This window comes from Paracoccus sp. Arc7-R13, from assembly GCF_004010775.1.
In the GTDB taxonomy this organism is placed as follows: Bacteria; Pseudomonadota; Alphaproteobacteria; order Rhodobacterales; family Rhodobacteraceae; genus Paracoccus; species Paracoccus marcusii.
Genome location: NZ_CP034810.1, coordinates 1,532,413 through 1,558,496, shown reverse-complemented (window position 1 = coordinate 1,558,496; position 26,084 = coordinate 1,532,413). Strand labels below are relative to the sequence as shown.

Sequence of the window (26,084 nt, the reverse complement as noted above, 5' to 3'; positions counted from 1 at the left end):
CCCGCCCGTCAACCGCGGGACTAGAGGACCAGCGTCGCCGCGGCGGCCAGACCCGCGACCAGCATCGACGCCAGCGTCAGGACGATCTGGGGGCTGCCCCACGCCAGGCGGTGGCCGCGGATCCGCGCCAGTGCCAGCCCGGTCACCATGCCCAGCAGTGCGGGCAGGACGGTAAAGCTTTGCGCGACGACGGCCGCCAGATCGTGAAAGCCCCCCTGCCCCTGCGCCGCCCGAAACAGCTGCAGCGCGATCGCCGCCAGCAGTGCCGCCAGGACCAGCAGCGGCCAGCGCAGCTGCAGCCGCGCGCTGCCCCAGGCGATGACGCCCGCGCCCGACAGGCACAGGCCCGCGATGATCCAGGGATTCATCGCTGTCCTTCGGCGGTGTTCATGGGCGCGGGCGTGGGCAGCCGCGCCGCGCGGCGCCGCGCGGTCGGACGGCCCAGCAGCATCAGCAGACCCAGTCCAAAGCCCAGAACGCCCAGGCCCGGTCCCCATTCCAGCGTCAGCCAGCCCAGAACCGGGACGCCTGCCAGCACCAGGACCCAGCTGGCGCGTCGCTGCCAGCGGCGGTTCAGGCGCGGGGTCAGGCAGGCCAGCATCAGCCAGACCGCCGCCCCCGCCAGCGCCAGCAGCGGCAGGATCGCAAGATCGGGCGTGGCCGTCACGCGGCCTGGCCCTGCAACCGCGCGGGCAGCCCGTTGGCCCAGGTCGAGATCGTGCCCGCCCCCAGGCAGACCACCATGTCACCGGGCCGCGCCTGTTCGCGGACCAGTCGCTCCAGGTCGTCCTCGGACAGGATGGCGCGGGCGTGGCGGTGGCCGTGGGCGATCAGCCCCGCCACCAGGTCATCGCGCGAAGCGCCGGGAATGGGCTCCTCTCCGGCGGAGTAGACGTCGGCGATGGCGACCACGTCGGCCTCGTTGAAGCAGGTGCAGAAATCCTCGAACAGGTTCGACAGGCGCGAATAGCGGTGCGGCTGGTGGACCGCGATCACGCGGCCGGTGCTGGCCTGGCGCGCGGCCTTGAGGACGGCGGCGATCTCCACCGGGTGGTGGCCGTAATCGTCGATGATGGTCACGCCGTTGATCTCTCCGATGCGGGTAAAGCGGCGACCGACCCCGCCGAATTTCGCCAGCGCGGTGCGGATCTCGGATTTCTTGATGCCCAGGTGGCGTGCGACGGCCACGGCCGCCAGGCAGTTCGAGACGTTGTGATCGCCCGGCATGGGCAGGGTGCAGCCCTCGATCATCGGGATCGGACCGTCGGTCGCCTCGCCCTGCAGCGCGATGTCGAAATGCGCGATGCCCTTGTCATAGGTCAGGTTCATCGCCCGCACGTCGGCCTGCGCGTTGAAGCCGAAGGTCACCACACGGCGATCGGTCAACCGACCCACCAGCGCCTGCACCTCGGGATGGTCGGTGCAGCAGACGGCCAAGCCGTAGAACGGCACCGAGGACGCGAAGTTGGTGAAGGCCTGGCGCAGCGCATCGAAGTTGCCCCAATGCTCCATGTGTTCGGGGTCGATGTTCGTGACGATCGCGATGTCGGCGGGCAGGCGGTTGAAGCTGCCGTCGGATTCGTCGGCCTCGACCACCATCCACTCGCCCGCACCGGCCCGCGCGTTCGAGCCATAGGCGTGGATGACGCCGCCGTTGATGACCGTGGGGTCCAGCCCGCCCGCATCCAGCAGGGTCGCGACCATCGTGGTGGTCGTCGTCTTGCCATGCGTGCCGGCGATGGCGATGTTCGATTTCAGCCGCATCAGTTCGGCCAGCATCTCGGCCCGGCGCACGATGGGCAGGCCGCGCAGGCGCGCCTCCTCCAGCTCGGGGTTGCCCTTCTTGATCGCGGTCGAGATGACGATGACGCCTGCGCCCGCGACGTTCTCGGCGCGCTGGCCCTCGAAGACGGTGGCGCCCAGGGTCTCCAGCCGGTCGGTGATCTTGGATTTCTTGGAATCGCTGCCCTGGACGCGATAGCCCAGGGTCAGCAGCACCTCGGCGATGCCCGACATGCCGATGCCGCCGATGCCCACGAAATGGATGGGGCCCAGCTCTCCGGGCAGTTTTGTCGCTGCGTTCATCGCGTGATCTCCTCGACGAGGTCGTACAGGCGGCGCGCCGCATCGGGGCGCGCCAGGGTCAGGGCCGCCTGCGCCATGGCCGTGGCCTGGGCGGGGTCCGTCAGGATCGCGCGGATGTCGCGCGTGAGGCTGTCCGCGTCAAGCACGGATTCGGGATGGACATGCGCCGCGCCCGCATCGGCCAGCGCCTGCGCATTCGCGGTCTGGTGATCGCCGGTGGCGGCGGCAAAGGGGATCAAGATCGCCGGGCGGCCGATCACGGTGATGTCGGCCAGCGACGATGCGCCCGACCGGCTGATCACCAGATGCGCGGCCGCGATGCGGTCCGGCACGTCGGTGAAGAAGGGCTGAACCTCGGCCGCGATGCCGGCTGCGGCATAGGCAGCCGTGACCTGATCGGCATCCTCGGGACGGGCCTGGTGGCTGACCTGCAGACGGGCGCGCAGGTCCGCAGGCAGGCCGGCGATGGCGGCGGGCACGACCTGCGACAGGACGCGCGCCCCCTGGCTGCCGCCGATGACGAGCAGGTTCAGCGCCCCCTCGCCCGGCGCGACATAGGGGCTGGCGGCCCGGTCCAGGACCGCGCCGCGGACCGGGTTGCCAACGTGCTGGCCCGAAATGCCCTGCGGCAGGATCGTGGGCCAGGTGCCGCAGGCCACGCGGTGCACGCGCGCCGCGAACATCCGGTTCACCCGACCCATGACGCCGTTCTGTTCGTGGATCATCCGCGGCAGGCCCATCAGATGCGCCGCCGACAGCGCCGGGATGGTCGGATAGCCGCCGAACCCGATCACGACCGACGGGCGGTCGCGCCGGAAGGCCCGGCGGGCGGCCAGCACCCCGGCTGCGATCTTGAACGGTGCCGCCAGCTTGCCCGACAGCCCGCCGCGCGCGGTGGTCGCGGATTTCACGACCTGGCGCTCGACCGCGTCGGGGAAGCCGCCGGCATAGCGCGCACCGCGGTCATCTGTAGACAGCTTGACGCGCCAGCCCTGCGCCAGCAGCAGCTCTGCCAGGGCCTGGGCCGGAAACATGTGGCCGCCGGTGCCTCCGGCGGCGATCAGGGCAAGGGGGGCGGCCATCAGCGGGACCGGCGCAGGATTTCGGCGAACTCGCCCTGCGGACGGGTGCGGGTCAGCGCCAGCAACATGCCAAGCGCAATGCCGGACGCGATCATGGACGAGCCGCCATAGCTGACGAAGGGCAGCGTCATGCCCTTGGCGGGCAGCAGGCGCACCGCGACGCCCATGTTGATCAGCGCCTGCACGCCGAAGGCGCAGGCCAGGCCCGTGCCGGCGATGCGGGCGAAAGGATCGCGTTCCCGCACCAGCCGCAGCAGCGAGCGCATGACGATGGTCATGTAGAGGAGGATGATCGCCAGGACCATGATGAAGCCGTATTCCTCGGCCGCGACGGCGATGATGAAGTCGGTATGCGCATCGGGGAGCGACCATTTCACCGTCCCCTCGCCCACGCCGACGCCGAAGAAGCGGCCTTCCTGGATGGCGTTCGTGGCAAAGTAGATCTGGGTGTTCGCGTCGATTTCCGATGACAGGAAGCTGTTGATCCGGCGGGCAAAGTGTTCGGACGCGTTATAGGCGAACAGACCGCCCATCCCGGCCAGTCCCGCGACGCAGACGATCAGGATGACCGGCGACCCGGCGACGAAATACATCACCAGCCACGAGAACAGCACCAGCGAGGCCTGGCCGAAGTCGGGCTGCAGGGCCAGCAGGATGACGATCGTCATCGCGGCGCCGAAGGAATAGATCCGCCCCGGAGGGCCGCCCGGTTCCTGCGCCGAGGCCATGAACCACGCGCAAAGCGCCACGAAGCCCGGCTTGAGGAATTCCGACGGCTGCACCGACACGAAGCCGAGCGACAGCCACCGCGTCGCGCCCTTTCCGAAGTCCGTGCCGATGATCGGCAGGGCCAGGATCAGCATGAAGGACACGGCAAAACCCAGAACGCCGATGCGGCGGATCTGGCGGGGGGTCAGCATCGAGATGACCAGCATCACGAACAGGCCCATTCCCCCGAACACCATCTGTCGCTGGACATAGTAGAACCGCGGCAGGTTGTTCTTTTCTGCCAGGGGCACCGATGCGGCCAGCCCCAGCAGAAGACCGATGGCGAACAGGCCAAGGACGCAGGTCAACGACCATTTGTCCAGGGTTCGCCACCAGCGTGGAAGAATCGGGTCGCCCGCCCGAACGGGCGTCGTGCCGAAGACCATCTCGGTCATGGGAATACCGCCGTCACTGCCTCTGTCCTGTCCGGTTTGCCCGGATCTGGGCACAAGGATAGCGCGATTGTCGCAGGCGCGCTACCACAGATTGTCCGCGGGGCGGGGCGCGCGCCGCAACGTGATCGCGCAACGGGGCCGGAGCCCGCAAGCGGCCTCCGGCGCGCTGCCGCCCGGCCCCGTGTCGGCTGTGCGGTTCAGCCCAGGGTGGCCAGGGCGGGGAACGTCTCCAGCAGCCAGAAGCTGAAGGCAGAGAAGGCACCGGTCAGCAGCATGACACCCACGACGACCAGAAGCGCGCCCATGACGCGTTCGATGGTCTTGAGGTACGGCTTGACGCGGTTCATCAGGCCGATGGCCCGGTTGATGAAGATTGCGGCCAGCAGGAACGGGATCCCCAGCCCAAGGGCATAGACCGCCAGCAGTGCGGTTCCGCGGGACAGTTCGCCCCCGGTGGCCGCAAGCGACAGGATCATGCCCAGTTGCGGGCCGATGCAGGGCGTCCAGCCAAAGGCGAAGGCCAGCCCCAGCACATAGGCGCCCAACGCGCCGCCGCCCTGCTGGCCCGATTGCAGCCGGGCCTCGTGGTCCAGAAGGGGGATGCGGATGACGTGCAGGAAATGCAGGCCCATCACCACCACCATGACACCGGCGACGCGGGCCAGGATGTCTTGGTACTGCAGAAAGGCGCGTCCGAAGGCCGACGCGGCAAAGCCCATCACAAGAAAGACCGTCGACAGGCCCAGCACGAAGAACAGCGCGGGCACGACGGCGCTGCGTTCGCGGGTCTTCAGCCCGTTCACCCCCACCCCGGTCATGTAGGCCAGATAGGGCGGCACGATCGGCAGCACGCAGGGCGACAGGAAGGACAGGACACCCGCCAGCAACGCCACGAAGGCGGCAGGCAGGAAGGCGGCGGTGGCGAGTTCGATTCCCAACATCGCGACACCTTAGCGGGTGGGGATGCAAAGGACAGGGGCCATGGCGTCACGGATGCGTGGGCCGGATGGCAAAAGGGGCGCGGTGTTGCCACCGCGCCCCTGGTTCAGCGAACCTTACCGGCCCGACCACCATCCGCGCCGCTTGGAGGGCGCGGCCTCGGCGACGGGTTCGGGCTGGGCCTCGGCCCGCGGTTCGGGCTCCGCGGATGCCGCATCGACCGGGGCCGCGGCAGTCTCGACCAGCGCCTCGGCTACCGCTTCGGCGGCGACGGGGGCGGCGTTCAGGCCGGGCAGCGCATCGGCGCGGGCATCCTGGCTGTCCTGCAGATCCACGACCTCGGCCAGGGGCTGCGCATCGACCGGCTTTCTGGACCGCGACCGGCCGCGCGAACGCGTCCGGGTGCGACCGGCAGGAGCCTCCTCCTCGGCCTGGGGCGCATCGGCCTCGGGCTGATCATCGGCAGCAGCGGCAACCGGTTCGGCGGCGGCGGCGGGGGCTGCCACGTCCTCGTCGGACTGGTCCTCGCCCTCGTCGTCCTGATCGTCATCGGCGCGCAGATCCTCGCCCTCGGGACGCTCGCCGGATTTCCGGCGACGACGACGACGGCGGCGACGCGACCGACCCTCGCCATCCGCGTCCGCATCGGCAGGACGCTCGGCGCGCGGCTCGGCGGCGGGTTCGGACGCCTCGACGGCCTCGGCAACCGGCTCCTCCTGCGGCTCGGCGACGTCCAGGTCCTCCTCCTCGTCGATGCTGGCCATCAGCTCGGCATTGACGCCCAGGGGAACGTGGCTGGGCTCGGGCAGCACGCGGGTCGCGGTCTTGAACTTCTCGATCGCGAAGTCCGGGGACACCAGTGCCGGGTCAGCCTCGACGCGCACGGACAGGCCGTAACGCGCCTCGATGCCCGCGACATGCTCGCGCTTGGCGTTCATCAGGAAGTTGGCGACGGCGACGGGCGCCTTGACCAGAACCTCGCGCGAACGCTTGCGGGTGCCCTCGTCCTCGATCGCGCGCAGGATGGTCAGCGCCAGGCTGTCATCGCTGCGGATCAGGCCGGTGCCGTGGCAATGCGCACAGGGCTGCGTGGTCGATTCCAGCATGCCGGGGCGCAGGCGCTGGCGCGACATCTCCATCAGGCCGAACCCCGAGATGCGGCCGATCTGGATGCGGGCGCGATCGGATTTCAGCTTGTCCTTGATACGCTTCTCCACGGCGGCGTTGTTGCGACGCTCGTCCATGTCGATGAAGTCGATGACGATCAGCCCGGCCAGGTCGCGCAGGCGCAGCTGGCGGGCGACCTCGTCTGCGGCCTCAAGGTTGGTCTTGAGCGCGGTCTCCTCGATCGAGCCCTCCTTGGTGGCCCGTCCCGAGTTCACGTCGATGGCGACCAGCGCCTCTGTGATGCCGATGACGATGTAGCCGCCCGACTTCAGCTGCACGACCGGGTTGAACATGCCCGCCAGATAGCTTTCGACCTGGAAGCGCGCGAACAGCGGCATCTGGTCCTGGTAATGCTTCACGCTGTCGGCATGCGTCGGCATGATCATCTGCATGAAGTCGCGCGCCTGCTGATAGCCGCGCTCGCCCTCCACCAGCACCTCGTCGATGTCCTTGGAATACAGATCGCGAATGTTGCGCTTGATCAGATCGCCTTCCTCATAGATGGCGGCCGGTGCGATCGACTTGAAGGTCAGGTCGCGGATCTGCTCCCACAGGCGCAGCAGGTATTCGTAGTCGCGGCGGATCTCCATCCGGGTGCGCTCGCTGCCCGCGGTGCGGATGATCAGGCCGGCGCCCTTGGGCACATCAAGTTCGCCCGCGATGTCCTTGAGTTTCTTGCGATCCGCGGCATTGGTGATCTTGCGGCTGATGCCGCCTCCACGCGCGGTGTTGGGCATCAGGACGCAGTAGCGGCCGGGCAGCGACAGATAGGTAGTCAGCGCGGCACCCTTGTTGCCACGCTCCTCCTTAACGACCTGCACCAGCATGATCTGGCGGACCTTGACGACCTCTTGGATCTTGTAGCGGCGCGCACGCGGCTTTCGGGGTGCGCGGACCTCCTCGGTCACGTCCTCGTCGGCGACCGATTCGATCTCGTCGTCCTTGTCGGTCGCATCCTGGCCCGCGTCGTCGGTCGTCGTCTCGTCCGAGGCATCGACCGCCTCGGCGCGGGGCTTGCGGCGCGAACGGCCACGCTCCTCCTCGGCCTCCTGGGCCTCGGCATCGGCGCGTTCCTCGGCCTTCAGCGCCTCGCGGTCGGCCGCGGGGATCTGGTAATAGTCCGGATGGATTTCCGCGAAGGCCAGGAAGCCGTGGCGGTTCCCGCCGTAATCCACGAAGGCCGCCTGCAGCGAGGGCTCGACCCGCGTGATCTTGGCCAGGTAGATGTTCCCGGCGATCTGGCGCCGGTTGGCCGTCTCGAAGTCAAATTCCTCGACTTTGGTTCCATCGACCACGACCACCCGAGTTTCCTCGGCATGGGTGGCGTCGATCAGCATTTTCATTGCCATTGTTATGTCTTTCGCGCAGCCGAAGACCGGGCGGCGCCATCGGCGTCCCCCGGTTCGGTCTGCGGTGTGATGAGGACACGGGCGCGTCACCGTCGAAGACGTCCGGTCGGACGGGGCATCCTGCCCGCCCGTCCCGAAGTCTGCCGTCCAAAGCGCGCGTCATCGCGTCTGTTCCCTAGGATGGCCCGATGCCGCAAGGCGGGGCCGCTGTTCATCTGACCTCCTGCGCCGCCCCGCAATGCGGTGGCGCGACGGAGGCTTGGTTTTCCGCGGGACACATGGCTGCCCGGTATCGGGATCAGAGGTGCCGCGCTGCGAAACTTTCGGCGCGTGGCAACCCCCGGTTGCGGGCAGCCCTGCGCATGGGGCCAACATAGCGGTGGAACCCATCAAAATTCAATGCCGAAAACGATCCGGGCCCGGCATGGGCGAATTTGCGGCAGCCGCGCAACGTCACGCAGCATTAACAATTTTTTCACGCGCCCGTCGCAGCCTGTCCCTAGTCCGGGATCGACCGGGAACGGAGGCCGCGATGCCCGTGATGCGGATGGATGCCGACCAGCCTGTGCCCCCTGCCCTGCGGGACGCCGCGCGCCGCCTGCCCGCGGGGGCGCCGGTCCTGGTGATGCTGCACGGCTATCGTTATTCCCCGGCCCATCCGGCGCATGACCCGCACCGCCACATCCTGTCGCCCCAGGCCGGTCCCGGCGGCATCTCGTGGCCGCAGCAGCTGGGCTTTCAGGGCGATCCGTCCGAAGGCCTGGCCCTGGCCTGCGGGTGGGAGGCGCGGGGCAGACTGCGCCATGCCTATGACCGCGCCGCCGAGGCCGGGGCGGACCTGGGCGCGATGATCGACGATCTGGCGACGCTTGCAGGGCGGCCCGTCGGGCTGATCGGGCATTCGCTTGGCGGCCGCGTGGCGCTGCAGGCGCTGGCCCATGCCGCGCCCGGCAGCATCGGCCGGATCGTCCTCCTGAACGCCGCCGAATTCCAGGACGCCGCCCAATCGGCGCTGGACAGTCCGGCGGGCCGCATGGCCGAGGTGCTGAACGTCACCGCCCGCGAGAACGACCTGTTCGATTTCGCGTTGGAGCAGCTGCTGTCGCGCGGGCGCAGGCGGGCGCTTGGCGCAGGACTGGCGCAGGCCCGCGCCAACTGGGTCGACCTGCAGATCGACGATGCCGCCACCCTCGAGGCGCTTGAGACCTTGGGCTTTCCCACCGCCCGCGGAGCCCGGCTGATGTCGCACTGGACGCCCTATCGGCGCCAGGGATTGTTCGCCTTCTACCGTGCGGCGCTGTGCCATCCATGGGCCTTGCCCCTTGGGCTGCTGCGCCATCACCTGCCGCTGCGGCCACAGCCGCGCTGGTCGCGGCTGCGGGCGGGGCCGGTGTCCCTGGGCGGAATGCGGGCCTAGGGCTGGGCGTCGTCCTTGGCGGGCAAGGCGTGATCGCGATACAGTTTCGCATTGCCCAGCAGGAACGCGAACAGCAGCACCGGCAGGCCGAAGGTCTTGAACCAGACCCAGGTGCTGTCCGACAGGTTGCGCCAGACCAGTTCGTTCGCGATGGCCAGCGCCACGAAGAACAGCGCCATGCGCAGCGTCAGCTTGCGCCAGCCTTCCGCGTCCATCGGCAACGCCTCGGACAGGACGGCGCCCAGCCAGTTGCGGCGCAGCATCAGGCCGACGCCCAGGATGGCCGCGAACAGCAGATAGATGATCGTGGGCTTCAGCTTAAAGAAGCGCGGATCGTTCAGCCAGACCGACAGCCCGCCAAAGACGATGACCAACACCAGCGTGGCCACCTGCATCGGTGCCAGCTTGCCGGTGATGCGCCACTGGATCGCGGTCGTCAGCATCAGCGCGGGAATGAAGGCCAGCGTAGCCAGGATGAACCCGCCATAGCTTTCCCCCGCGATGGTCACGGTGTCGTTGCGATACAGCATGAACACCGCAAAGAACAGGATCAGGGGGCCGAACTCCAGCGCCGGCTTGACCCAGGGTTTCGTGTTTTCCATCCCGACTGCCTTCCTGTGGCCGCCCGTCAGGCGGCGAATTCCACGATGACCGCGCCAAGCGCGATCAGCGCCATCAGCGCGACGCGCCGCGGCCCCACCTTTTCGCCCAGGATGACCCAGCCCACAAGGGCGGCGAACACGGTCGAGGTCTCTCTCAGCACGGCGGCGCGACCCACGTCGTCGATGCGCGTGGCCAGCATCACCGACCCGAAGCTGGCGAATGCCACCACGGCGCCGATCATGCCGCGCGCAGCCAGGGGCGCGACCTCGGCCCGCGGCAGGGCGGCCAGCCGGCGCCAGCTCAGCAGCGGCATGAACAGGCCGTCCAGCACGAAGAACCATGCCAGAAACGTGAACGGGTTCGCCGCCAGCCGGATGCCCCAGGCGTCATAGGTCGTATAAGCCGCGACCGTCACGCCGGTGATCAGCGCCCAGGCAAGCGCCGGGACCAGCGTGTCGCGACCGACCTTCAGCTTGCGCAGGCTATTCAGCGCCAGCCCGAAGATGCCGCCGACCAGCAGGCCCAGCCCCACCCACTGCACCGCGTTGAAGCGTTCGTCGAAGACGATCATCGCGACCAGCACGACGACCAGCGGCGCGGAACCGCGCACCACGGGATAGACCACCGTGAAGGCCCCCCGCTGATAGGACTTGGCCTGCGCGATCTTGTAGGCGATATGGATGCTCATCGCGCCCGCCAGCACCGGCCACAGGTGCGGATCGGGCCACGGCACCAGGAACAGCGCCACCGGCAGGGCCAGCACCAGATAGGACAGGTCGATCGCGGCGCGGCTGATCCAGGGATCGTGCCGCCCCTTTTGCAGCGCGCCGAAAACCGCGTGCAGGAAGGCCGCCGTGATCGCCAGGATCGACGCAAGCCGCGCCCCCTGTTCGGTCCCGGCGATCTGGATGATGAAATCGCCCATGCCGCCTGATGGCCCCGATTTGCAGGATGTGCAAGACGCGACGGGTCAGTCCAGCCGGATCGCCGCCACGATCGGTCCCGGCAGGGCACGCTTGCCCATCATCTGCTGGACCAGCAGGGCATGGCGCGTGTCGTCGGGAAAGGATGCATCGCCGACCAGGTCCGCGCGCACCGTCAGGCGCAATGGCTGCAGCCCGTCCCACCGCGTCAGATGCTGCATCCCCAGAACCACATTGGTATAGATGACGGTCTTGCCGCGGTTCTCTCCGGCGGTCATGTCGACGGGGCGTTCGGGGGCATAGCGCACCAGCAGCACGTCGACCTTGCCGCCCAGATCGGACAGGGGCTGCAGCTCGATCGTCTCTCCGGCGTCGGTGCGCTCTCGCTGGATGGTGACCTCGGCGGGGGCAAAGCGGTGGGCGTCGATCAGGCCCATCAGCTGCGCGGGCCCCGGCGCGACCGCGGTGTCCTGTCCGTCCACGATCATCTGCGGCGTATAGACGGACCGTTCGCCCACCGCATGGGCATAGGCGCTTTGGCGTTCGGTGAATTCGGGCCGGGCAAAGCTGTCGGCCCAGCCCAGATAGTCCCAGTAGTCGACATGGAAGGACAGCGGCAGCACGTCGTGCTGTCCCGCCAGCATGGTCAGCATCGCATCGGCCGGGGGACAGGACGAACAGCCCTGAGAGGTGAACAGCTCGACCACGACCGGCAGGTTGGCCGAGGGCAGGTCCGCCGTCACCGGCGGCGCGGCCTCGGCCGGGACGAAACCGTTCACACCGCCCGATTCCGTCAGCGACATCGTCGAGGGGCTCTGCCGGCCCGGATCGTCGGGCGCCAGGATCAGCGGCGCCTCCGGGCGGTTCATCTGGCTGGGCGCGGGGCTTGGCGCGCTGCGCTGCGTGATGTCGGCATGGCCGCCATCCTGCGCCAGCGCCGGCGCCGCGGCCAGCATCGCCACCAGCATCATGACCCCGCCCATCCCGCGGCAGGGCCGCAACGCAGATCGGGGCCACAGGGCCATAAGATGTTTCCCGTCATGTTTCACATCCAGCGTGTTAACGGGTGGCGCGGTGAAACACCAAATCAAGGCTTCGTCAGCGCGTGCGACGGACCGATGCGTGCCTCTTGAGCAACAGCGCGAAAGATGGTATGCAATCGCATACAATTCGTGACGCAACCCTTGCGCGATGCCCCCCGATGGGGCAAAGCAAGGCACACGCCGGACCCATCCATTCTTGCAGACAGGGAGGCCTTGATGCCCATCCAGACCGGAACCGACACCGCCAAGACGCGCCGCACGCTGAGCGCGGGCGCGCAGAGCGTCGACTATTACTCGATCGCCGCCGCCACCGAGGCGGGGCTTGGCGACTTTTCGAAACTGCCGGCCGCGCTGAAGGTCGTGCTGGAGAACATGCTGCGCTTCGAGGATGACGGCCGCACCGTGTCCGTCGACGACGTCAAGGCATTCGCGCAATGGGCCGCCGACGGCGGCAAGTCCAGCCGCGAGATCGCCTATCGCCCGGCCCGCGTGCTGATGCAGGACTTCACCGGCGTTCCGGCGGTGGTCGACCTGGCCGCGATGCGCGACGGCATCAAGGCGCTTGGCGGCGACCCGCAACAGATCAACCCGCTGAACCCGGTCGACCTGGTCATCGACCACTCGGTCATGATCGACGAATTCGGCACCCCCCGCGCCTTCCAGCGCAACGTCGAACTGGAATACGAGCGCAACATGGAGCGTTACACGTTCCTGAAATGGGGCCAGAAGGCGTTCAACAACTTCCGCGTGGTCCCGCCCGGCACCGGCATCTGCCACCAGGTGAACTTGGAATATCTGGCCCAGACCGTCTGGACCGACACGGACCAGAACGGCAAGACCGTCGCCTATCCCGACACGCTGGTCGGCACCGACAGCCACACCACCATGGTCAACGGCCTGGCCGTCCTGGGCTGGGGCGTGGGCGGGATCGAGGCCGAGGCCGCGATGCTGGGCCAGCCGATCTCTATGCTGATCCCCGAGGTCGTGGGCTTCAAGGTCACCGGCGCGCTGCGCGAGGGCGTCACCGCCACCGACCTGGTGCTGAAGGTCACCCAGATGCTGCGCGCCCACGGCGTCGTCGGCAAGTTCGTCGAGTTCTACGGCGAGGGGCTGGACCACATGCCGCTGGCCGACCGTGCGACCATCGCCAACATGGCCCCCGAATACGGCGCCACCTGCGGCTTCTTCCCGATCGACGACGAGACGCTGCGCTATCTGCGCCAGACCGGTCGCGAGGAGGACCGCATCGCCCTGGTCGAGGCCTATGCCAAGGAGAACGGCTTCTGGCGCACGGCGGACTATGCGCCCGTCTACTCCTCGACGCTGGAGCTGGACCAGAGCACGGTCGTCCCGGCGATCTCGGGGCCCAAGCGCCCGCAGGACCACGTCCCCCTGACCGAGGCCGCGACCGCCTTCGGTGAATACATCCGCGGCATCCGCCCGGCACCGTCCGTCCCGGCCGAGGAGAAGGCGGAGATGACCGAGGAAGCCGGATCCCCCGATCCCGCGCCCGAGGAAATCCCCGGCGGCAGCCACGGCCAGCTGAACAGCGGTGCCGTCGAGGGCGAGGACTATACCCTGCGTGACGGTTCGGTCGTGATCGCGTCGATCACCTCCTGCACCAACACGTCGAACCCCTATGTGCTGATGGCCGCGGGCCTGGTCGCCCGCAAGGCGCGCGCCCTGGGCCTGACCCGCAAGCCCTGGGTCAAGACCTCGCTGGCACCCGGCTCGCAGGTGGTCGAGGAATACCTCAAGGCTGCGAACCTGCAGGAAGACCTGGACGCCCTGGGCTTCAACCTGGTGGGCTTCGGCTGCACCACTTGCATCGGCAACTCGGGCCCGCTGCAGCCCGAGATCTCGAAGGCCGTGAACGACAACGACCTGGTCGCCGTGTCGGTCCTGTCGGGCAACCGCAACTTCGAAGGGCGCATCAGCCCGGACGTCCGTGCGAACTATCTGGCCAGCCCCCCGCTGGTCGTGGCCTATGCCATCGCGGGCGACATGAACATCGACGTGACCAAGGACCCGCTGGCGCACACGCCCGAGGGCAAGCCGGTCTATCTGAAGGACATCTGGCCCACCTCCAAGGAGGTCGCGGACCTGGTCGACACCATCGTCACCCGCGAGATGTTCCAGGCGAAATACGCCGACGTCTTCAAGGGCGACGAGCGCTGGCAGGGCGTCGAGATCACCGACAGCGAGACCTATGACTGGCCGGCCTCGTCGACCTACATCCAGAACCCGCCCTATTTCCAGGGCATGTCCAAGGATGCGGGCACGATCAGCGACGTCAAGGGCGCCCGCGTCCTGGCGCTGCTGGGCGACATGATCACGACCGACCACATCAGCCCCGCAGGTTCGTTCAAGCCCACCACCCCGGCAGGCAAGTACCTGACGGAGCGCCAGGTCTCGCCGCGCGATTTCAACAGCTACGGCTCGCGCCGCGGCAACCACGAGATCATGATGCGCGGCACCTTCGCCAACATCCGCATCCGCAACGAGATGCTGGACGGGGTCGAGGGCGGCTACTCCAAGGACGCGTCGGGCAACCAGGCTGCAATCTATGACGCCGCGATGTCCTATGTCGAACAGGACACCCCGTTGGTGATCTTCGGCGGCAAGGAATACGGCGCAGGTTCGTCGCGTGACTGGGCGGCCAAGGGCACCAACCTGCTGGGCGTCAAGGCCGTGGTCGCGGAATCCTTCGAGCGGATCCACCGGTCGAACCTGGTCGGCATGGGCGTCATCCCGTTCGAGTTCACCAATGGCGACACCCGCCATTCGCTGAACCTGACCGGCGACGAGGTCGTGACGATCGAGGGGCTGGCCGGCGACTTCAAGCCGCTGTCGATGGTACCCTGCACGATCAAGTACGCCGACGGCGCCGAGAAGACGATCCAGCTGAAGGCCCGCGTCGATACCGAGGTCGAGATCGACTATCTGAAGAACGGTGGCGTGCTGCACTATGTGCTGCGCAACCTCGCCGCCGCCTGATCGGCCCGCGCTGCGAAAAGGAAACCCCCGGCACCGCGCCGGGGGTTTTTTCATGACCAAGGCCAAGATGGGCGCCGACCACGGCGGGGCGGGCATCTTTGCTGCCGGAAGCCCCGCGAGGACCGACGCGCGGACAGCCCCCCGCCCGGCGCGGATCAGCCGCCGATGGCGACACCCTCGCGGCGCGGGTCGGCGCCGCCCTGCAACCCGTCGGGGGTGATCACGATCCCCTGCAGGCCCGACGTCAGCTCGGTCTCGTTCAGCTCGAACCCCATCGCGGTCAACCCGTCGGTCAAGGCCGCGGGCAGCCCCGCCTCGACGTCCATCGGGCCGAAACGGTTCACCAGGTTCGGCCCGGCCACGGCGGCCTGGATGTCCAGACCCCAGTCCAGATGCGCCACGATCGCCCGCGCGACATAGCCGATGATGCGGCTGCCGCCCGGCGATCCGATCACCATCACCGGGGCGTCGTCCTTCAGCACGATGGTCGGCGCCATCGACGACCGCGGCCGCTTGCCCGGCGCGATGGCATTGGCGATGGGCCAGCCGTCCGCATCATGCGTCTCGAAGCTGAAATCGGTCAGCTCGTTGTTCAGCAGGAACCCCGCCGCCATCACCCGCGATCCGAAACCGTTCTCGATGGTGGTGGTCATCGACAGCGCATTCCCGTCGCCATCCACGATCGAGATATGGGTGGTCGAGGGCAGTTCCAGCGCGCTGTCCTGGCCCCACAGGGCGGCATGGCTCCACCTAGGCTGGCCGGCGCTGACCTCGGGCAGGCTGTCGTCGCCCTGCAGCAGGGCGGCGCGTTCGTCCAGATAGGCCGGGTCGATCAACCCTTGGGTCGGCATAGCCACATGATCGGCATCCGCCATGAAGCGGCCCCGATCGGCGAAGGCCAGTCGCGAGGCGTCGCCGAGCAGGCGCCACGCCTCGGGGCTTTCGGCGCCAAGCGAAGCCAGGTCATAGCCGCCCAGCATCCCCAGGATCTGCCCCACCGTCAGCCCCCCGGAGGACGGCGGCCCCATGCCGCAGACGTCGTGATCGCGATACTCGACGCAGACCGCCGGACGCTCCACGACGCGATAGGCCGACAGGTCTGACCGCGTCAAAAGGCCGGGATTATCCTCGGCCCCGCGGACCGCCGCGACGATCTGGTCCGCGATGGGACCGTCATAGAAGGCATCCGCACCGTCGCGGGCCAGCGCCCGCAGCGTGTCGGCATAGGCGGGGTTGGTCAGCGTCGCCCCCTGCGCGACGGGTTGACCGCCCGGAAAGAAATAGTCCGTCGTCGCCGGATAGCGGGCCAGGGCATCGCCTTCGGACGCGACCAGCGAGGCCAGCCGCGGCGACACCGTGAACCCGTTCTGGGCCAGATCGATGCCGTCCTGGAACAGCCCGGCCCAGTTGGCGCGACCCCATTTGCGGTGCGCGGTCTCCAACAGGCGCGGCGTGCCGGGGGTACCGACGGACCGACCGCCCACCACCGCCTCCATGAAGTCCAGCGGCTGACCCTCGTCATCCTGGAACAGCGTGGGGGTCACGGCCATCGGTGCGGTCTCTCGGCCGTCCAGCGTGGTCACCTCGCCCGTGGCGGCGTCGTACCAGACAAGAAACGCCCCGCCGCCCAAGCCGGAGCTTTGCGGTTCCACCAGGCCCAGCACGACCTGGACCGCGACCATCGCGTCGGCCGCGCTGCCGCCCTGTTCCAACACGCGGGCGCCGGCCTGCACGGCCAGCGGGTGGGCGGCGCTGATCATCCAGTCGGGGGCGGTAACCGGGCGACCCTCGGCCTTGGCGGCCAGCCCGTCGCGGGCGGCCTGCGTCAGATCACCAAAGCCTTCGGTCGCGACCTGCGTGCCCGACGCGGCCTCGGGCGCGATCGCATCGGTCGCCTGCTGGGCCATGCCCCAGGTGGTGCTGCCCATCAGCAGCGCCAGTGCCAGACCTGTCCGTGTCATCTGCCGTCTCCCTTATTTGTGCGTGCCTTTGGGTCAGCATGTCGCGCAAGGGGACTGGGTGCAAGCGGCCTAGTCCTGGTCGGCCAATGCGCGTTCCAGTTCCGGCAGGAATCGCGTCTGGTAATCGGCATCGACCAGCGGGCCGGCGAACCGGTACAGAACCGTCCCGTCGCCATCGACGATGAAGGTTTCCGGCGGCGCGGTCACGCCCCAGTCGATGGCTGCCCGTCCGCGCGGATCGGTCGCCAGCGCCGCGAAGGGGTCGCCGTCGGCAGACAGGAACTGCAGCGCGTTGGCCTCGACATCGCGCAGATCGACGCCATAGACGGGCAGCTGTGCGGACAGCGCCATCAGGGTCGGATGTTCGATCCGGCAGGGCGGGCACCAGCTGGCCCAGAAGTTCACCAGCTTGACCCCCGGCTCGCGCAGCATCGCGTCGGTCAGCTGGGTCTTGCCGGGCAGCGTCGTGGCCGGCACGGGCGGCGCCTGACGCCCGATCATGGCCGACGGTACGCTGCCAGGATCATCGCGGTTCATGCCCCACAGGAAGGTCGCGGCCAGCGCCGCGAAGGCCAGCGGGGGCAGCAGCATCAGCGGCGCGATCCTAGCCATTGCGCTCGAACTCCTGCAGGGCGCGGCGGGCGCGGGCATTGGCCGCGACGGTGTGCCAGACCAGCCCCGCGATCAGCACGATGCTGACCCCATAGGCGGCCAGCACGGTGCCGGCATACCGTCCAAGATCGATCATGCGCGCATCTCCCTGGCTTGCAGCGCGGCCAGGCGGCGCTTGCGGATTTCGGTTCGGGTGCGGATCAGGATCAGCGCCAGCGTCAGCAGGAAGAACCCCAGCATCGACAGGTACAGCGGGTGGCGATAGACGGCCGACATCCGCTCTCCCGGGGCGACGGACAGGCTGGCGCCCTGGTGCAGGCCTTGGTTCCAGAACAGCACCGCATAGCGTGACAGCAGGGCAAAGACCGACCCCACCAGGCACAGTACGCCCGTCAGGTCGGCGGCGCTGTCGGGATCCTCGACCGATGCCCAGAGCGCGATATAGCCGATGTAGAACAGGAACAGGATCAGGAACGAGGTCAGGCGCGGGTCCCATTCCCACCACGTCCCCCACATCGGTTGACCCCAGATGGCCCCGGTCGCCAGCGCGATCAGTGTCATCACCGCCCCGATGGGGGCCGCGGCCCGGGCGGCCAGCGCGCTGACATGGTGGCGGCGGATGATCCAGATCAGCGACGCGACCAGCATCATCACCCAGATGTTGATGGCCATCATCGCGGCGGGCACGTGCAGGAAGACAATCTTGACCGTCGATCCCTGGCGGAAATCCTCGGGCGTCATGAAGCCCCAGACCACCCCGCCCACGCAGCAGATCGCGGCGCTGCCGACCAGCCAGGGCAAGGCCCCTTCGGTGGTGCGCATGAACTTGGCGGGGTTTGCGTATTCCCAGATCGACATGTGTCCGTGTATTCCCTGTTTTCCCCGCGCCCTCAAGGGCGTCTCACCGCAGATTGACGCGCAGCGCCGCCGCTGCCGCCAGCGGGATCAGCGCCAGCACCGCCAGCGTGATGCCCGCCAGGAACACCAGCGGCGTGCCGATGGCCTGCCCCTCGACCCCGCGGCGGGTGATCTCGGCGCCGAAGATCAGTGTGGGGATATACAGCGGCAGGACCAACAGCGACAAAAGCAGCCCCCCCCGGCGCAGACCGACGGTGATCGCCGCCCCGAAGGCCCCCAGCATCGACAGCGCCGGCGTGCCCAGGGCCAGCGACAGCACCAGCGCCGGCACGGCCTGCAGCGGCAGGTGCAGCAGCAGCCCGAAGATCGGGGCGGCCAGCACCAGCGGCAGGCCGGTGGTGATCCAATGGGCCAGAGCCTTGATCGCGACCGCCCCCTCCAGCGGCAGGGGGGCGGTGGCCAGCAGGTCCAGGCTGCCGTCCTCGTGATCCAGCGCAAAGATGCGATCCAGCGACAGAAGGCATGCCAGCAGCGCCCCGACCCACAGGATGCCCGGCGCCACGGGGGCCAGCGTGGCGCGGTCCGGACCGACACCAAAGGGCACCAGCGCCGACAGGATCAGGAAGAACGCGACGCCCAGGCCGAATCCGCCGCCCGCCCGCGTGGCCAGACGCAGGTCGCGGATCAAGAGCGCGATCATCCGAACGCCTCGTTGAAGCCGGACGGCCGCGCGACGGGCGCGCCGGGCCGGGCGCGGAACGGGGTCAGGTCCAGGACGCGCGCCTGCGGCAGGGTCAGGTCGATATGCGTGGCGATCAGCGCCGCACCGCCCTGCCCCAGATGGTCGGCCACCACCTGCGCGAAGCGCGCGACCGAGGCGGCATCCAGCGACACCGTCGGCTCGTCCAGCACCCACAGCGGACGGCCTGTGACCAGCAGTCGCGCCAGCCCCAGTCTGCGTTTCTGCCCCGCCGACAGCGCCGCGGCGGGACGCGTGGCCAGCGTGGTCAGGTCCATCGCGGCCAAGGCCCGATCGACGCCCTGCCCGCCAAAGACCCGCGCCCAGAATGTCAGGTTCTCGCGCGCCGTCAGGGCCGGTTTCAGCCCGTCGGCATGGGCGGCATAGGCGACGACGTCGTCGGCCATGTCGATCCGCCCTGCGACGGGGGATTGCAGCCCCGCGACCGTGCGCAGCAGCGTGGTCTTGCCCAGCCCGTTCGGGCCGCGCAGGATCAGCGCCTGACCGGGGTCCAGAGCAAAGCTGACGCCCTCGACCGTCCGCAGACCTCCGCGCGCGACGGCAAGGTCATGGACGGCCAGCAGGCTCACACGGGGATCAGGGCGCAGGCGACGCGCCGCCCTTCGGACAGGGTGACGTTGTAGGTGCGTGCCGCGGTGGCCGAGGCCATCGCCTCGACCCGCACGCCAAGCGCGTCCAGCTGCGCCGCCAGGTCGCGCGGGGCATAGCCGACGTGCGCCCCGAGGCCCAGGAACAGCACGTCCACGTGCCCGGCCAGCGCCAGCAGCGGGCCGGGATCGTCCAGCCCGCCCCAGGGCGTCACGCGATCGGCCTCGACCACCTGCGGACCCTGTTGGACCTTTCCGGCAATGCGGAAGAAGCCGGGTCCATAGCCGTCGACCGCGTTCTGGCCGGTGAAATCCGTGGGCGTCAGGGCGGGCATCAGACCTCCTCGGCGCCCTCGAAGGGGGACACGTTCTTCTTGGGACCGTCGCCATCCTTGGACCAGTCGCGTTTCACGCCCAGCCACAGAACGACGCTTTTGGCGACATAGACCGTGGAATAGGTGCCCACGAACACGCCCCACAGCATCGCGAAGACGAACCCGCGCACCACGTCGCCGCCCAGGACCAGCATCGCGGTCAGAGCGATGGCGGTGGTCACCGCGGTCATGACGGTCCGCGACAGCGTCTCGTTCACGGTCAGGTTCATGACGTCGATCAGCTTCATCGTCTTGAACTTGATCAGGTTCTCCCTCAGCCGGTCGAAGACCACGACGGTGTCGTTGACCGAGAAGCCCAATGTCGTCAGCAGCGCCGCGATGGTCGTCAGGTCGAACTTCATCTGGAACAGCGCGAAGACGCCGACGGTCAGGATGATGTCATGCAGAAGCGACACCACCGCGCCGACCGCGAACTGCCATTCGAACCGCAGCCAGATGTAGAGAAGGATGCCCACGGTCGCCGCCGCCACCGCCATGATGGCGGTGCGGATCAGTTCGGCCGACACCTTGGGTCCGACGGATTCGACCGAGGCGAAGGTCACCTGCGGATCGACCTGCTGCAACGCGGCCTCGACCTCGGCCAGCTGCTCGGGAGAGACCGATCCCGCCTCGTCCGTGGTGCCGATGCGGACCATGGCGACGTGGCGGTCGGCCCCGAAGGACGGGTCGAACACCTCGGTGATCGAGACGTCGCTGAACCCCATGCCGTCCAGCGCTTGGCGATAGTCGCCGATGTCGAAGGCGGTGGTGCTTTCGGTGCGGATCGTCGTGCCGCCCCGGAAGTCGATGCCGTAGTTCAGCCCCATGAGGATCGTGGCCAGGATCGACACGACCACCGCCACGGCGGACGCCCCGACGGTCAGCCATTGCCAGCGGAAGAAGTCGATCCGGGTGACGTCGGGGACCAGTTTCAGACGGAAGGCCATGATTGCGTCCCCCTTACAGGTTCAGCTGGACGGGCTTGCGCCATTCCAGCCAGGTGAGGATCATCAGGCGCGTCAGGAAGATCGCCGTGAAGACCGAGGTGACCAGACCGATGGTCAGCGTGACGGCAAAGCCCTTGACCGGGCCCGAGCCCAGATAGAACATGACCGCCGCCGCGATGAAGCTGGTGACGTTGGCGTCCATGATCGCGCTCATCGCTTCGCGGAAGCCGTCCTCGATGGCGCGGAACGGTCGCTTGGCGCGGCGCAGCTCCTCGCGGATGCGCTCGAAGATGATGACGTTGGCGTCGACCGCGGTACCCACCGTCAGGACGATGCCCGCGATGCCCGGCAGGGTCAGGGTTGCGCCCATCATGCTCATGATCGACAGGATCAGGATGACGTTGACCGCGACCGCGATCGAGGCGAACACGCCGAACAGCCCATAGCTGGCGATCAGGTAGGCCGCGACCAGCCCGGTGGCGACGATGGCCGAAATGCGCCCGGCCTCGATGCTGTCCTGGCCCAGTTCGGGGCCGATGGTGCGTTCCTCGAGGAAGGTCAGCTCGGCCGGCAGGGCGCCGGCGCGCAGCAGGATCGACAGCTGGTTCGCCTGGTCGAAGTCCATCGATCCCGAGATCTGGCCCGATCCGCCGGTGATCGCCGAGCGGATGACCGGGGCCGAGATGACCTCGTTGTCCAGGACGATCGCGAAGGGCTGGCCGATATTGGCCGAGGTATAGGCCCCGAACGCCCGCGCCCCCGTCGGGTTGAAGCGGAAGTTGACCGAAGGCAGGCCGTTCTCGTCGCTGGCGGGCATGGCGTCCACCAGATCCTCGCCGGTGACGACGGGGCTTTGCTCCAGGATATAGAACAGGTTCGGCTGGTCGATGGACGGCGCGATCGTCTGGCCGACGCCGGGCTGGGCCTGCGGGTCGGCGGTGGTGCCCACGACCGGGTTGAAGGTCAGCTGCGCGGTGGTGCCGATCAGCTCCTTGAGTTCCGCGGCCGATCCGATGCCCGGCACCTGGATCAGGATCCGGTCCTCGCCCTGGCGGGTGATGGTGGGTTCACGCGTGCCGACCTCGTCGACGCGGCGGCGCACGATCTCCAGCGATTGCTGGATCGTACGGTCGTCGGTGACGGCCTTTTCGGCATCCGACAGCTGGATGGTCAGGGTCGCGCCCTGGGTGCTGATGGCCAGCGACTGCTGGCCCGCGCCGGTCAGCGTGGTGACGGGCGTGGAAAATCCGCGCACGATCTCGGTCGCGGCGGCCATCTGGTCGGCATTGCCGATCTCGATGGCCAGAACGCCGTCGGGGGAGGCCACGCGGCGGACCGATCCGACGGTGTCGCGGGCATCCGACAGCGCGCGGCGCAGTTCTGGCCACAGCGCATCCATGCGCGACTTGTAGACCTGGTCGACCTGCACCTCGCCCAGCAGATGGGCGCCGCCGCGCAGGTCCAGCCCCAGATTGACCAGATGCGACGGCATCCACGACGGCCACCCATCCCGCGCCGCGGCCAGTTCGGGCGTCTCGACGCCGGTGGCCTCGATCTGGGCCACGGCATCGTTATGCGCCTCGACGCGGGCGTAGAAGGCGTTGGGCAAGGCATATAGCAGGCCCAGAAGGCAGATCCCGAAAATCAGGACGCGCTTCCATCGGTCGATCTGAAGCATCTTGGCTAGGGCCTTTTCAGCTGTTTGCGGCGACAGGTTCGGTCTTGGTGACGACCTGTGCCAGGGTGCTGCGGATCACGCGGACACGCACGCCGGTCGCGATCTCGACCTCCAGCTCGTCCTCGCCCACCGACACGACCTTGCCCAGGATGCCGCCCTGGGTGACGACGCGGTCGCCCTTCTTGACGTTCTCGACCATCGTGCGATGTGCCTTCAGACGCTTCTGCTGGGGGCGGATCATCAGGAAGTACATGATCGCGAAGATCAGGATCAGCGGGATGAACTGCGCGAATGCAGCACCGGCACCGGCGCCGCCGGCGGCTTGGGCATAGGCGGGGGTCACGAACATCAAGGGTCCTTTCGGTCTGGGGGCGCGACCGGGGCCGCGTCAGGATTGGCGCGCAACCTAGCCGCGCTGTCCGCCCTTGGCAAGAAAGCGCCCGCCGCCTTGCTGGCAAGGGCGGCGAACGTCCTTGTGATCAGGGTTGCGCCGGCTGCGCCCGTTCGACCAGCCGCGCGAAGAAGCTGGCCCCGACCGGAGAGATCGCATCGTTGAAGTCATAGGCCGGGTGATGGACCCCCGCGCCGTCCCCCTGCCCCAGGAACAGATAGCAGCCGGGCCGCGCGTTCAGCATATAGCTGAAATCCTCGGCCCCCATCTCGCGGCCGGCGTCGGGATCGACATTGGCGGGGCCGGCGATCTCCTTGGCGACGCGCACGGCAAAGGCGGTCTGTTCGGCATCGTTGACCGTCGCGGGATAGCCTTCCTGATAGTTCAGGCGGATCTCCACGTCATAGGCCTGGGCCTGCCCGTCGCAGATCTGGGTCATGCGGCGGCGCACCATGTCGCGCACATGCGGCGCAAAGGTCCGCACCGTCCCGCAGATATAGGCCGTGTCCGGCACGATGTTGTCGGCGCTGCCGGTGTGGATCTGTGTGACCGACAGGGCCAGGTCGTCGGCGGTGTGATGGTTGCGGCTGCTGATCGTCTGGATCGCCTCGACCACGGCCACGGCGGCCACGATCGGGTCGGCGGTCAGGTGCGGCATCGCGCCATGCCCGCCGCGGCCCTGCACGTCGATCTCGAACGTGTCGACGGCGGCCATGATCGGACCGGGGGTGGTCTGGAAGCTGCCGGTCTGCTGGCCGGGATTGTTGTGCATCGCAAAGACGCGTTGGATGGCAAAGCGGTCCATCATCCCGTCCTGGACCATCGCGTCGCCGCCGCCGCCGTTCTCCTCGGCGGGCTGGAAGATCAGCGCGACGCGGCCGGCAAAGTTGCGCGTCTCGGCCAGGTACTTCGCGGCCCCCAGCAGCATCGTCGTATGCCCGTCATGCCCGCAGGCATGCATCCGCCCCGCCACGGTCGAGGCCCAGGGAAGGCCCGTCGTCTCGGTCATGGGCAGGGCGTCCATGTCGGCGCGCAGGCCGATGGTCGGGCCCTCTCCCTGCCCGCGGATGATCGCCACGATTCCGGTGCGGCCGATCCCCTCGTGGATCTCGTCCACGTCGAACTCGCGCAGGCGCGCCGCGACGAACGCGGCGGTCTGGCCGCAGTCGAAGCCCAGTTCGGGATGCTGGTGCAGGTGGCGGCGCCATTCGGTCATCTGATCTGCGAAATCGGCGATGCGGTTCAGAACGGGCATGTGGACTTGGGCCTTATGCTGTGGCAGTCGATGGGCCATCTTCCGCCTGACGAAGGGAATTGCAATGACCCTCGACCCCGCCGCGCAGATCACGCGTCTGCTGGACATCATGGCCGCCCTGCGCGACCCCAAGACCGGCTGCCCCTGGGATATCGAACAGGACTTCGCTTCGATCGCGCCCTACACGATCGAGGAGGCCCACGAGGTCGAGGACGCGATACAGCGCCAAGCCTGGGACGAGCTGCCCGGAGAGCTGGGCGACCTGCTGCTTCAGGTGGTGTTTCACGCCCAGATGGCGCGCGAGGCCGGGATGTTCGATTTCGCCGACTGTGCCGCCGCGATCAGCGACAAGCTGATCTTCCGGCATCCGCATGTCTTCGGCGACGAATCCCGCGACAAGTCCGCCGAACAGCAGGTCAAGGACTGGGAGGCGATCAAGGCCGTCGAACGGGCCGGCAAGGCCGAACGCGGCACGCTGGACGGGGTTGCCCTGGGTCTGCCCGCGCTGACGCGGGCACTTAAGCTGCAGAACCGGGCGGCGCGCGTGGGGTTTGACTGGCCCGGCCCTGCGGATGTCCTGGACAAGATCACCGAGGAAACGGCCGAGTTGGTCGAGGCCCGCGACACCCTGGGCCCCGACGCGATGGAGGAGGAGTTCGGCGACCTGCTGTTCGTCATGGCCAATCTGGGCCGCCACCTGAAGATCGACCCCGAACTGGCCCTGCGCCGCGCCAACGCCAAGTTCACGCGCCGCTTTGCTGCCATCGAGGCCGCGCTGGCCGCCGACGGCCGCCGCCCCGAGGACAGCGACCTGGCCGAGATGGACCGCCTGTGGAACGCGGCCAAGGTCGCGGAGAAGACCGCCGGTTAGGCCGGCGCGGCCTCGGTCACCTGCGCCAGGGCCGCGTCATAGACCTCGATCCCGCCCTTGGACGCCCCCTCGGACAGGGTGCGCTTCCAGGCGCGGGCGCCGGGCTGGCCGTGGAACAGGCCCAGCATGTGCCGCGTGAACTGGTGCAGCCGCCCGCCTTTGGCGATGTGATCGACGATCATCGGGCGCATCGCCACGGCGACCTCGGCCGGGGCGGCAAAGGGCGGAACGTCGCCCCACAGCGCATCCGCGCCGCCCAGGATGTTCCACGGTTCGTGATAGGCCGCGCGGCCGATCATCGCCCCGTCCATCACAGCAAGCTGGTCACGGGCCTGATCCAGCGTCGCGATGCCGCCGTTGATCGACAGATGCAGCGCCGGGAACTGCGCCTTCATCGCGTGGACCAGCGGATAGTCCAGCGGCGGGACCTCGCGGTTTTCCTTGGGGCTCAGGCCCTTGAGCCAGGCCTTGCGCGCGTGGATCGTCACCCGCCGGATGCCGCCCGTGCGCTGCAGCATGTCCAGAAACTCGGGCAGCACCTGTTCGGCCTGCTGGTCGTCCACCCCGATGCGGCACTTGACGGTCACGGGCACGGCGCTGGCGTCCTGCATGGCCGCCACGCAATCGGCGACCACCTGCGGCGTGGTCATCAGGATTGCGCCAAAGGCGCCGGACTGCACCCGGTCGCTTGGACAGCCGCAGTTCAGGTTGATCTCGTCATAACCCCAGGGGGCGGCCAGGCGCGTGGCCTGGGCCAGTTCCGCAGGGTCCGATCCGCCCAATTGCAGCGCCACCGGGTGTTCGGCGGCGTCATGATCCAGCAGGCGCGGCCGGTCGCCGTGGATGATCGCCGGCGCGGTCACCATCTCGGTGTACAGCAGCGCACGGCGCGACATCAGCCGGTGGAACCGCCGACAGTTGCGGTCGGTCCAGTCCATCATCGGCGCGACCGAAAGGCGCGCGGCATCACTGATCGGGTCGGGCATGGGCGGTCCGGGATTGCGGGTCAAGGCCGCCGATAT

General features: G+C 68.4%; 25 protein-coding genes. 3 read left to right on the top strand and 22 right to left on the bottom strand.

Going from position 1 to position 26,084, the window contains the following annotated elements:
• Window positions 1–20 precede the first annotated feature (20 nt).
• The 7 genes from EOJ32_RS07730 to EOJ32_RS07700 form a co-directional block, all read right to left on the bottom strand.
• Window positions 21–368, bottom strand: coding sequence for a hypothetical protein (locus EOJ32_RS07730; protein WP_127898159.1), 348 nt, complete (start codon window positions 366–368; stop codon window positions 21–23).
• Window positions 365–667 carry a DUF2484 family protein gene (locus EOJ32_RS07725; protein ID WP_240542526.1) on the bottom strand — a complete coding sequence of 101 codons (303 nt, stop codon included), beginning with the start codon at window positions 665–667 and terminating at the stop codon, window positions 365–367. Before EOJ32_RS07725 ends, EOJ32_RS07730 begins: the two co-directional genes overlap by 4 nt.
• On the bottom strand, window positions 664–2,085 hold the full coding sequence (murC, locus tag EOJ32_RS07720; protein WP_127898158.1) for a UDP-N-acetylmuramate--L-alanine ligase: 1,422 nt from the start codon (window positions 2,083–2,085) through the stop codon (window positions 664–666). The genes EOJ32_RS07725 and murC overlap by 4 nt, the downstream gene beginning before the upstream one ends.
• Window positions 2,082–3,167: a glycosyltransferase gene (locus tag EOJ32_RS07715; protein ID WP_127898157.1), complete on the bottom strand. Its 1,086-nt coding sequence runs from the start codon at window positions 3,165–3,167 to the stop codon at window positions 2,082–2,084. Before EOJ32_RS07715 ends, murC begins: the two co-directional genes overlap by 4 nt.
• Window positions 3,167–4,330, bottom strand: a complete 1,164-nt coding sequence (gene ftsW, locus EOJ32_RS07710) for a putative lipid II flippase FtsW (RefSeq protein ID WP_045981139.1) — start codon at window positions 4,328–4,330, stop codon at window positions 3,167–3,169. The genes EOJ32_RS07715 and ftsW overlap by 1 nt, the downstream gene beginning before the upstream one ends.
• Window positions 4,331–4,527: 197 nt before the next feature.
• Window positions 4,528–5,271, bottom strand: a complete 744-nt coding sequence (locus tag EOJ32_RS07705) for a cytochrome c biogenesis CcdA family protein (RefSeq protein ID WP_045981138.1) — start codon at window positions 5,269–5,271, stop codon at window positions 4,528–4,530.
• 114 nt (window positions 5,272–5,385) lie between these two features.
• Window positions 5,386–7,785, bottom strand: a complete 2,400-nt coding sequence (locus tag EOJ32_RS07700; RefSeq protein ID WP_127898156.1) for a ribonuclease E/G — start codon at window positions 7,783–7,785, stop codon at window positions 5,386–5,388.
• Between the two features lie 532 nt (window positions 7,786–8,317).
• Here EOJ32_RS07700 and EOJ32_RS07695 point away from each other — a divergent pair.
• Window positions 8,318–9,202 carry an alpha/beta fold hydrolase gene (locus EOJ32_RS07695; RefSeq protein WP_164871405.1) on the top strand — a complete coding sequence of 295 codons (885 nt, stop codon included), beginning with the start codon at window positions 8,318–8,320 and terminating at the stop codon, window positions 9,200–9,202.
• Here EOJ32_RS07695 and EOJ32_RS07690 read toward each other — a convergent pair.
• From EOJ32_RS07690 to EOJ32_RS07680, 3 genes are read right to left on the bottom strand one after another with little or no spacing between them, the layout of a single operon-like run.
• Window positions 9,199–9,804, bottom strand: a complete 606-nt coding sequence (locus EOJ32_RS07690; RefSeq protein WP_045981135.1) for an inner membrane-spanning protein YciB — start codon at window positions 9,802–9,804, stop codon at window positions 9,199–9,201. The two genes, EOJ32_RS07695 and EOJ32_RS07690, sit on opposite strands and share 4 nt — an antisense overlap.
• Window positions 9,805–9,830: 26 nt before the next feature.
• Window positions 9,831–10,730, bottom strand: a complete 900-nt coding sequence (locus EOJ32_RS07685) for a DMT family transporter (RefSeq protein ID WP_127898154.1) — start codon at window positions 10,728–10,730, stop codon at window positions 9,831–9,833.
• 45 nt (window positions 10,731–10,775) lie between these two features.
• A complete protein-coding gene (locus EOJ32_RS07680; protein WP_052714581.1) occupies window positions 10,776–11,753 on the bottom strand; it encodes a thioredoxin family protein in 978 nt (325 codons plus the stop codon).
• A 234-nt stretch (window positions 11,754–11,987) separates the two neighbouring features.
• Between EOJ32_RS07680 and acnA the strand changes: the two genes are divergently transcribed.
• Window positions 11,988–14,768 (top strand): aconitate hydratase AcnA, encoded by a 2,781-nt coding sequence (gene acnA, locus EOJ32_RS07675; protein WP_127898153.1) that lies wholly within the window; start codon window positions 11,988–11,990, stop codon window positions 14,766–14,768.
• A 155-nt stretch (window positions 14,769–14,923) separates the two neighbouring features.
• On the opposite strand, the gene ggt is transcribed toward acnA, so the two are convergent.
• From ggt to EOJ32_RS07620, 11 genes are all read right to left on the bottom strand, one after another.
• Entirely contained in the window at window positions 14,924–16,729 is a 1,806-nt protein-coding gene (ggt, locus tag EOJ32_RS07670; RefSeq protein WP_127898152.1) for a gamma-glutamyltransferase, read from the bottom strand.
• Window positions 16,730–16,798: 69 nt separating this feature from the next.
• Entirely contained in the window at window positions 16,799–17,341 is a 543-nt protein-coding gene (locus tag EOJ32_RS07665) for a DsbE family thiol:disulfide interchange protein (protein ID WP_240542525.1), read from the bottom strand.
• The gene (gene ccmD, locus EOJ32_RS07660; RefSeq protein ID WP_045981131.1) at window positions 17,334–17,477 is read right to left on the bottom strand and encodes a heme exporter protein CcmD; all 144 of its coding nucleotides are present in this window, start codon (window positions 17,475–17,477) and stop codon (window positions 17,334–17,336) included. The genes EOJ32_RS07665 and ccmD overlap by 8 nt, the downstream gene beginning before the upstream one ends.
• Window positions 17,474–18,199, bottom strand: a complete 726-nt coding sequence (locus tag EOJ32_RS07655; RefSeq protein ID WP_127898151.1) for a heme ABC transporter permease — start codon at window positions 18,197–18,199, stop codon at window positions 17,474–17,476. The genes ccmD and EOJ32_RS07655 overlap by 4 nt, the downstream gene beginning before the upstream one ends.
• Before the next feature lie 43 nt (window positions 18,200–18,242).
• Window positions 18,243–18,899, bottom strand: coding sequence for a heme exporter protein CcmB (ccmB, locus tag EOJ32_RS07650; protein WP_127898150.1), 657 nt, complete (start codon window positions 18,897–18,899; stop codon window positions 18,243–18,245).
• Window positions 18,896–19,528 (bottom strand): heme ABC exporter ATP-binding protein CcmA, encoded by a 633-nt coding sequence (gene ccmA, locus EOJ32_RS07645; protein WP_045981128.1) that lies wholly within the window; start codon window positions 19,526–19,528, stop codon window positions 18,896–18,898. The genes ccmB and ccmA overlap by 4 nt, the downstream gene beginning before the upstream one ends.
• A complete protein-coding gene (locus tag EOJ32_RS07640; RefSeq protein WP_127898149.1) occupies window positions 19,525–19,881 on the bottom strand; it encodes an Mth938-like domain-containing protein in 357 nt (118 codons plus the stop codon). The genes ccmA and EOJ32_RS07640 overlap by 4 nt, the downstream gene beginning before the upstream one ends.
• Window positions 19,881–20,867, bottom strand: a complete 987-nt coding sequence (secF, locus tag EOJ32_RS07635; RefSeq protein ID WP_127898148.1) for a protein translocase subunit SecF — start codon at window positions 20,865–20,867, stop codon at window positions 19,881–19,883. Before secF ends, EOJ32_RS07640 begins: the two co-directional genes overlap by 1 nt.
• A 13-nt stretch (window positions 20,868–20,880) precedes the next feature.
• Window positions 20,881–22,545 (bottom strand): protein translocase subunit SecD, encoded by a 1,665-nt coding sequence (gene secD, locus EOJ32_RS07630; protein WP_045981125.1) that lies wholly within the window; start codon window positions 22,543–22,545, stop codon window positions 20,881–20,883.
• Between the two features lie 16 nt (window positions 22,546–22,561).
• Entirely contained in the window at window positions 22,562–22,894 is a 333-nt protein-coding gene (gene yajC, locus EOJ32_RS07625) for a preprotein translocase subunit YajC (RefSeq protein WP_045981124.1), read from the bottom strand.
• A gap of 130 nt (window positions 22,895–23,024) precedes the next feature.
• Window positions 23,025–24,191, bottom strand: a complete 1,167-nt coding sequence (locus EOJ32_RS07620; protein WP_127898147.1) for a M20 aminoacylase family protein — start codon at window positions 24,189–24,191, stop codon at window positions 23,025–23,027.
• Window positions 24,192–24,255: 64 nt separating this feature from the next.
• Here EOJ32_RS07620 and mazG point away from each other — a divergent pair, with 64 nt between their 5' ends.
• The gene (gene mazG, locus EOJ32_RS07615) at window positions 24,256–25,062 is read left to right on the top strand and encodes a nucleoside triphosphate pyrophosphohydrolase (RefSeq protein WP_045981122.1); all 807 of its coding nucleotides are present in this window, start codon (window positions 24,256–24,258) and stop codon (window positions 25,060–25,062) included.
• Here mazG and dusA read toward each other — a convergent pair.
• Complete coding sequence (gene dusA / locus EOJ32_RS07610; protein WP_127898146.1) at window positions 25,059–26,048, bottom strand: tRNA dihydrouridine(20/20a) synthase DusA; 990 nt, start codon at window positions 26,046–26,048, stop codon at window positions 25,059–25,061. The genes mazG and dusA overlap by 4 nt on opposite strands.
• Between the last annotated feature and the right edge of the window lie 36 nt (window positions 26,049–26,084).

Excerpts from the sequence above, each read along its gene's own strand:
- EOJ32_RS07730 (WP_127898159.1), bottom strand. The coding sequence starts at position 368 with ATGAATCCCTGGATCATCGCGGGCCTGTGCCTGTCGGGCGCGGGCGTC.
- murC (WP_127898158.1), bottom strand. The coding sequence starts at position 2,085 with ATGAACGCAGCGACAAAACTGCCCGGAGAGCTGGGCCCCATCCATTTC.
- EOJ32_RS07715 (WP_127898157.1), bottom strand. The coding sequence starts at position 3,167 with ATGGCCGCCCCCCTTGCCCTGATCGCCGCCGGAGGCACCGGCGGCCAC.
- ftsW (WP_045981139.1), bottom strand. The coding sequence starts at position 4,330 with ATGACCGAGATGGTCTTCGGCACGACGCCCGTTCGGGCGGGCGACCCG.
- EOJ32_RS07705 (WP_045981138.1), bottom strand. The coding sequence starts at position 5,271 with ATGTTGGGAATCGAACTCGCCACCGCCGCCTTCCTGCCTGCCGCCTTC.
- EOJ32_RS07700 (WP_127898156.1), bottom strand. The coding sequence starts at position 7,785 with ATGGCAATGAAAATGCTGATCGACGCCACCCATGCCGAGGAAACTCGG.
- EOJ32_RS07695 (WP_164871405.1), top strand. The coding sequence starts at position 8,318 with ATGCCCGTGATGCGGATGGATGCCGACCAGCCTGTGCCCCCTGCCCTG.
- EOJ32_RS07690 (WP_045981135.1), bottom strand. The coding sequence starts at position 9,804 with ATGGAAAACACGAAACCCTGGGTCAAGCCGGCGCTGGAGTTCGGCCCC.
- EOJ32_RS07685 (WP_127898154.1), bottom strand. The coding sequence starts at position 10,730 with ATGGGCGATTTCATCATCCAGATCGCCGGGACCGAACAGGGGGCGCGG.
- EOJ32_RS07680 (WP_052714581.1), bottom strand. The coding sequence starts at position 11,753 with ATGGCCCTGTGGCCCCGATCTGCGTTGCGGCCCTGCCGCGGGATGGGC.
- acnA (WP_127898153.1), top strand. The coding sequence starts at position 11,988 with ATGCCCATCCAGACCGGAACCGACACCGCCAAGACGCGCCGCACGCTG.
- ggt (WP_127898152.1), bottom strand. The coding sequence starts at position 16,729 with ATGACACGGACAGGTCTGGCACTGGCGCTGCTGATGGGCAGCACCACC.
- EOJ32_RS07665 (WP_240542525.1), bottom strand. The coding sequence starts at position 17,341 with ATGGCTAGGATCGCGCCGCTGATGCTGCTGCCCCCGCTGGCCTTCGCG.
- ccmD (WP_045981131.1), bottom strand. The coding sequence starts at position 17,477 with ATGATCGATCTTGGACGGTATGCCGGCACCGTGCTGGCCGCCTATGGG.
- EOJ32_RS07655 (WP_127898151.1), bottom strand. The coding sequence starts at position 18,199 with ATGTCGATCTGGGAATACGCAAACCCCGCCAAGTTCATGCGCACCACC.
- ccmB (WP_127898150.1), bottom strand. The coding sequence starts at position 18,899 with ATGATCGCGCTCTTGATCCGCGACCTGCGTCTGGCCACGCGGGCGGGC.
- EOJ32_RS07640 (WP_127898149.1), bottom strand. The coding sequence starts at position 19,881 with ATGCCCGCCCTGACGCCCACGGATTTCACCGGCCAGAACGCGGTCGAC.
- secF (WP_127898148.1), bottom strand. The coding sequence starts at position 20,867 with ATGGCCTTCCGTCTGAAACTGGTCCCCGACGTCACCCGGATCGACTTC.
- secD (WP_045981125.1), bottom strand. The coding sequence starts at position 22,545 with ATGCTTCAGATCGACCGATGGAAGCGCGTCCTGATTTTCGGGATCTGC.
- yajC (WP_045981124.1), bottom strand. The coding sequence starts at position 22,894 with ATGTTCGTGACCCCCGCCTATGCCCAAGCCGCCGGCGGCGCCGGTGCC.
- EOJ32_RS07620 (WP_127898147.1), bottom strand. The coding sequence starts at position 24,191 with ATGCCCGTTCTGAACCGCATCGCCGATTTCGCAGATCAGATGACCGAA.
- mazG (WP_045981122.1), top strand. The coding sequence starts at position 24,256 with ATGACCCTCGACCCCGCCGCGCAGATCACGCGTCTGCTGGACATCATG.
- dusA (WP_127898146.1), bottom strand. The coding sequence starts at position 26,048 with ATGCCCGACCCGATCAGTGATGCCGCGCGCCTTTCGGTCGCGCCGATG.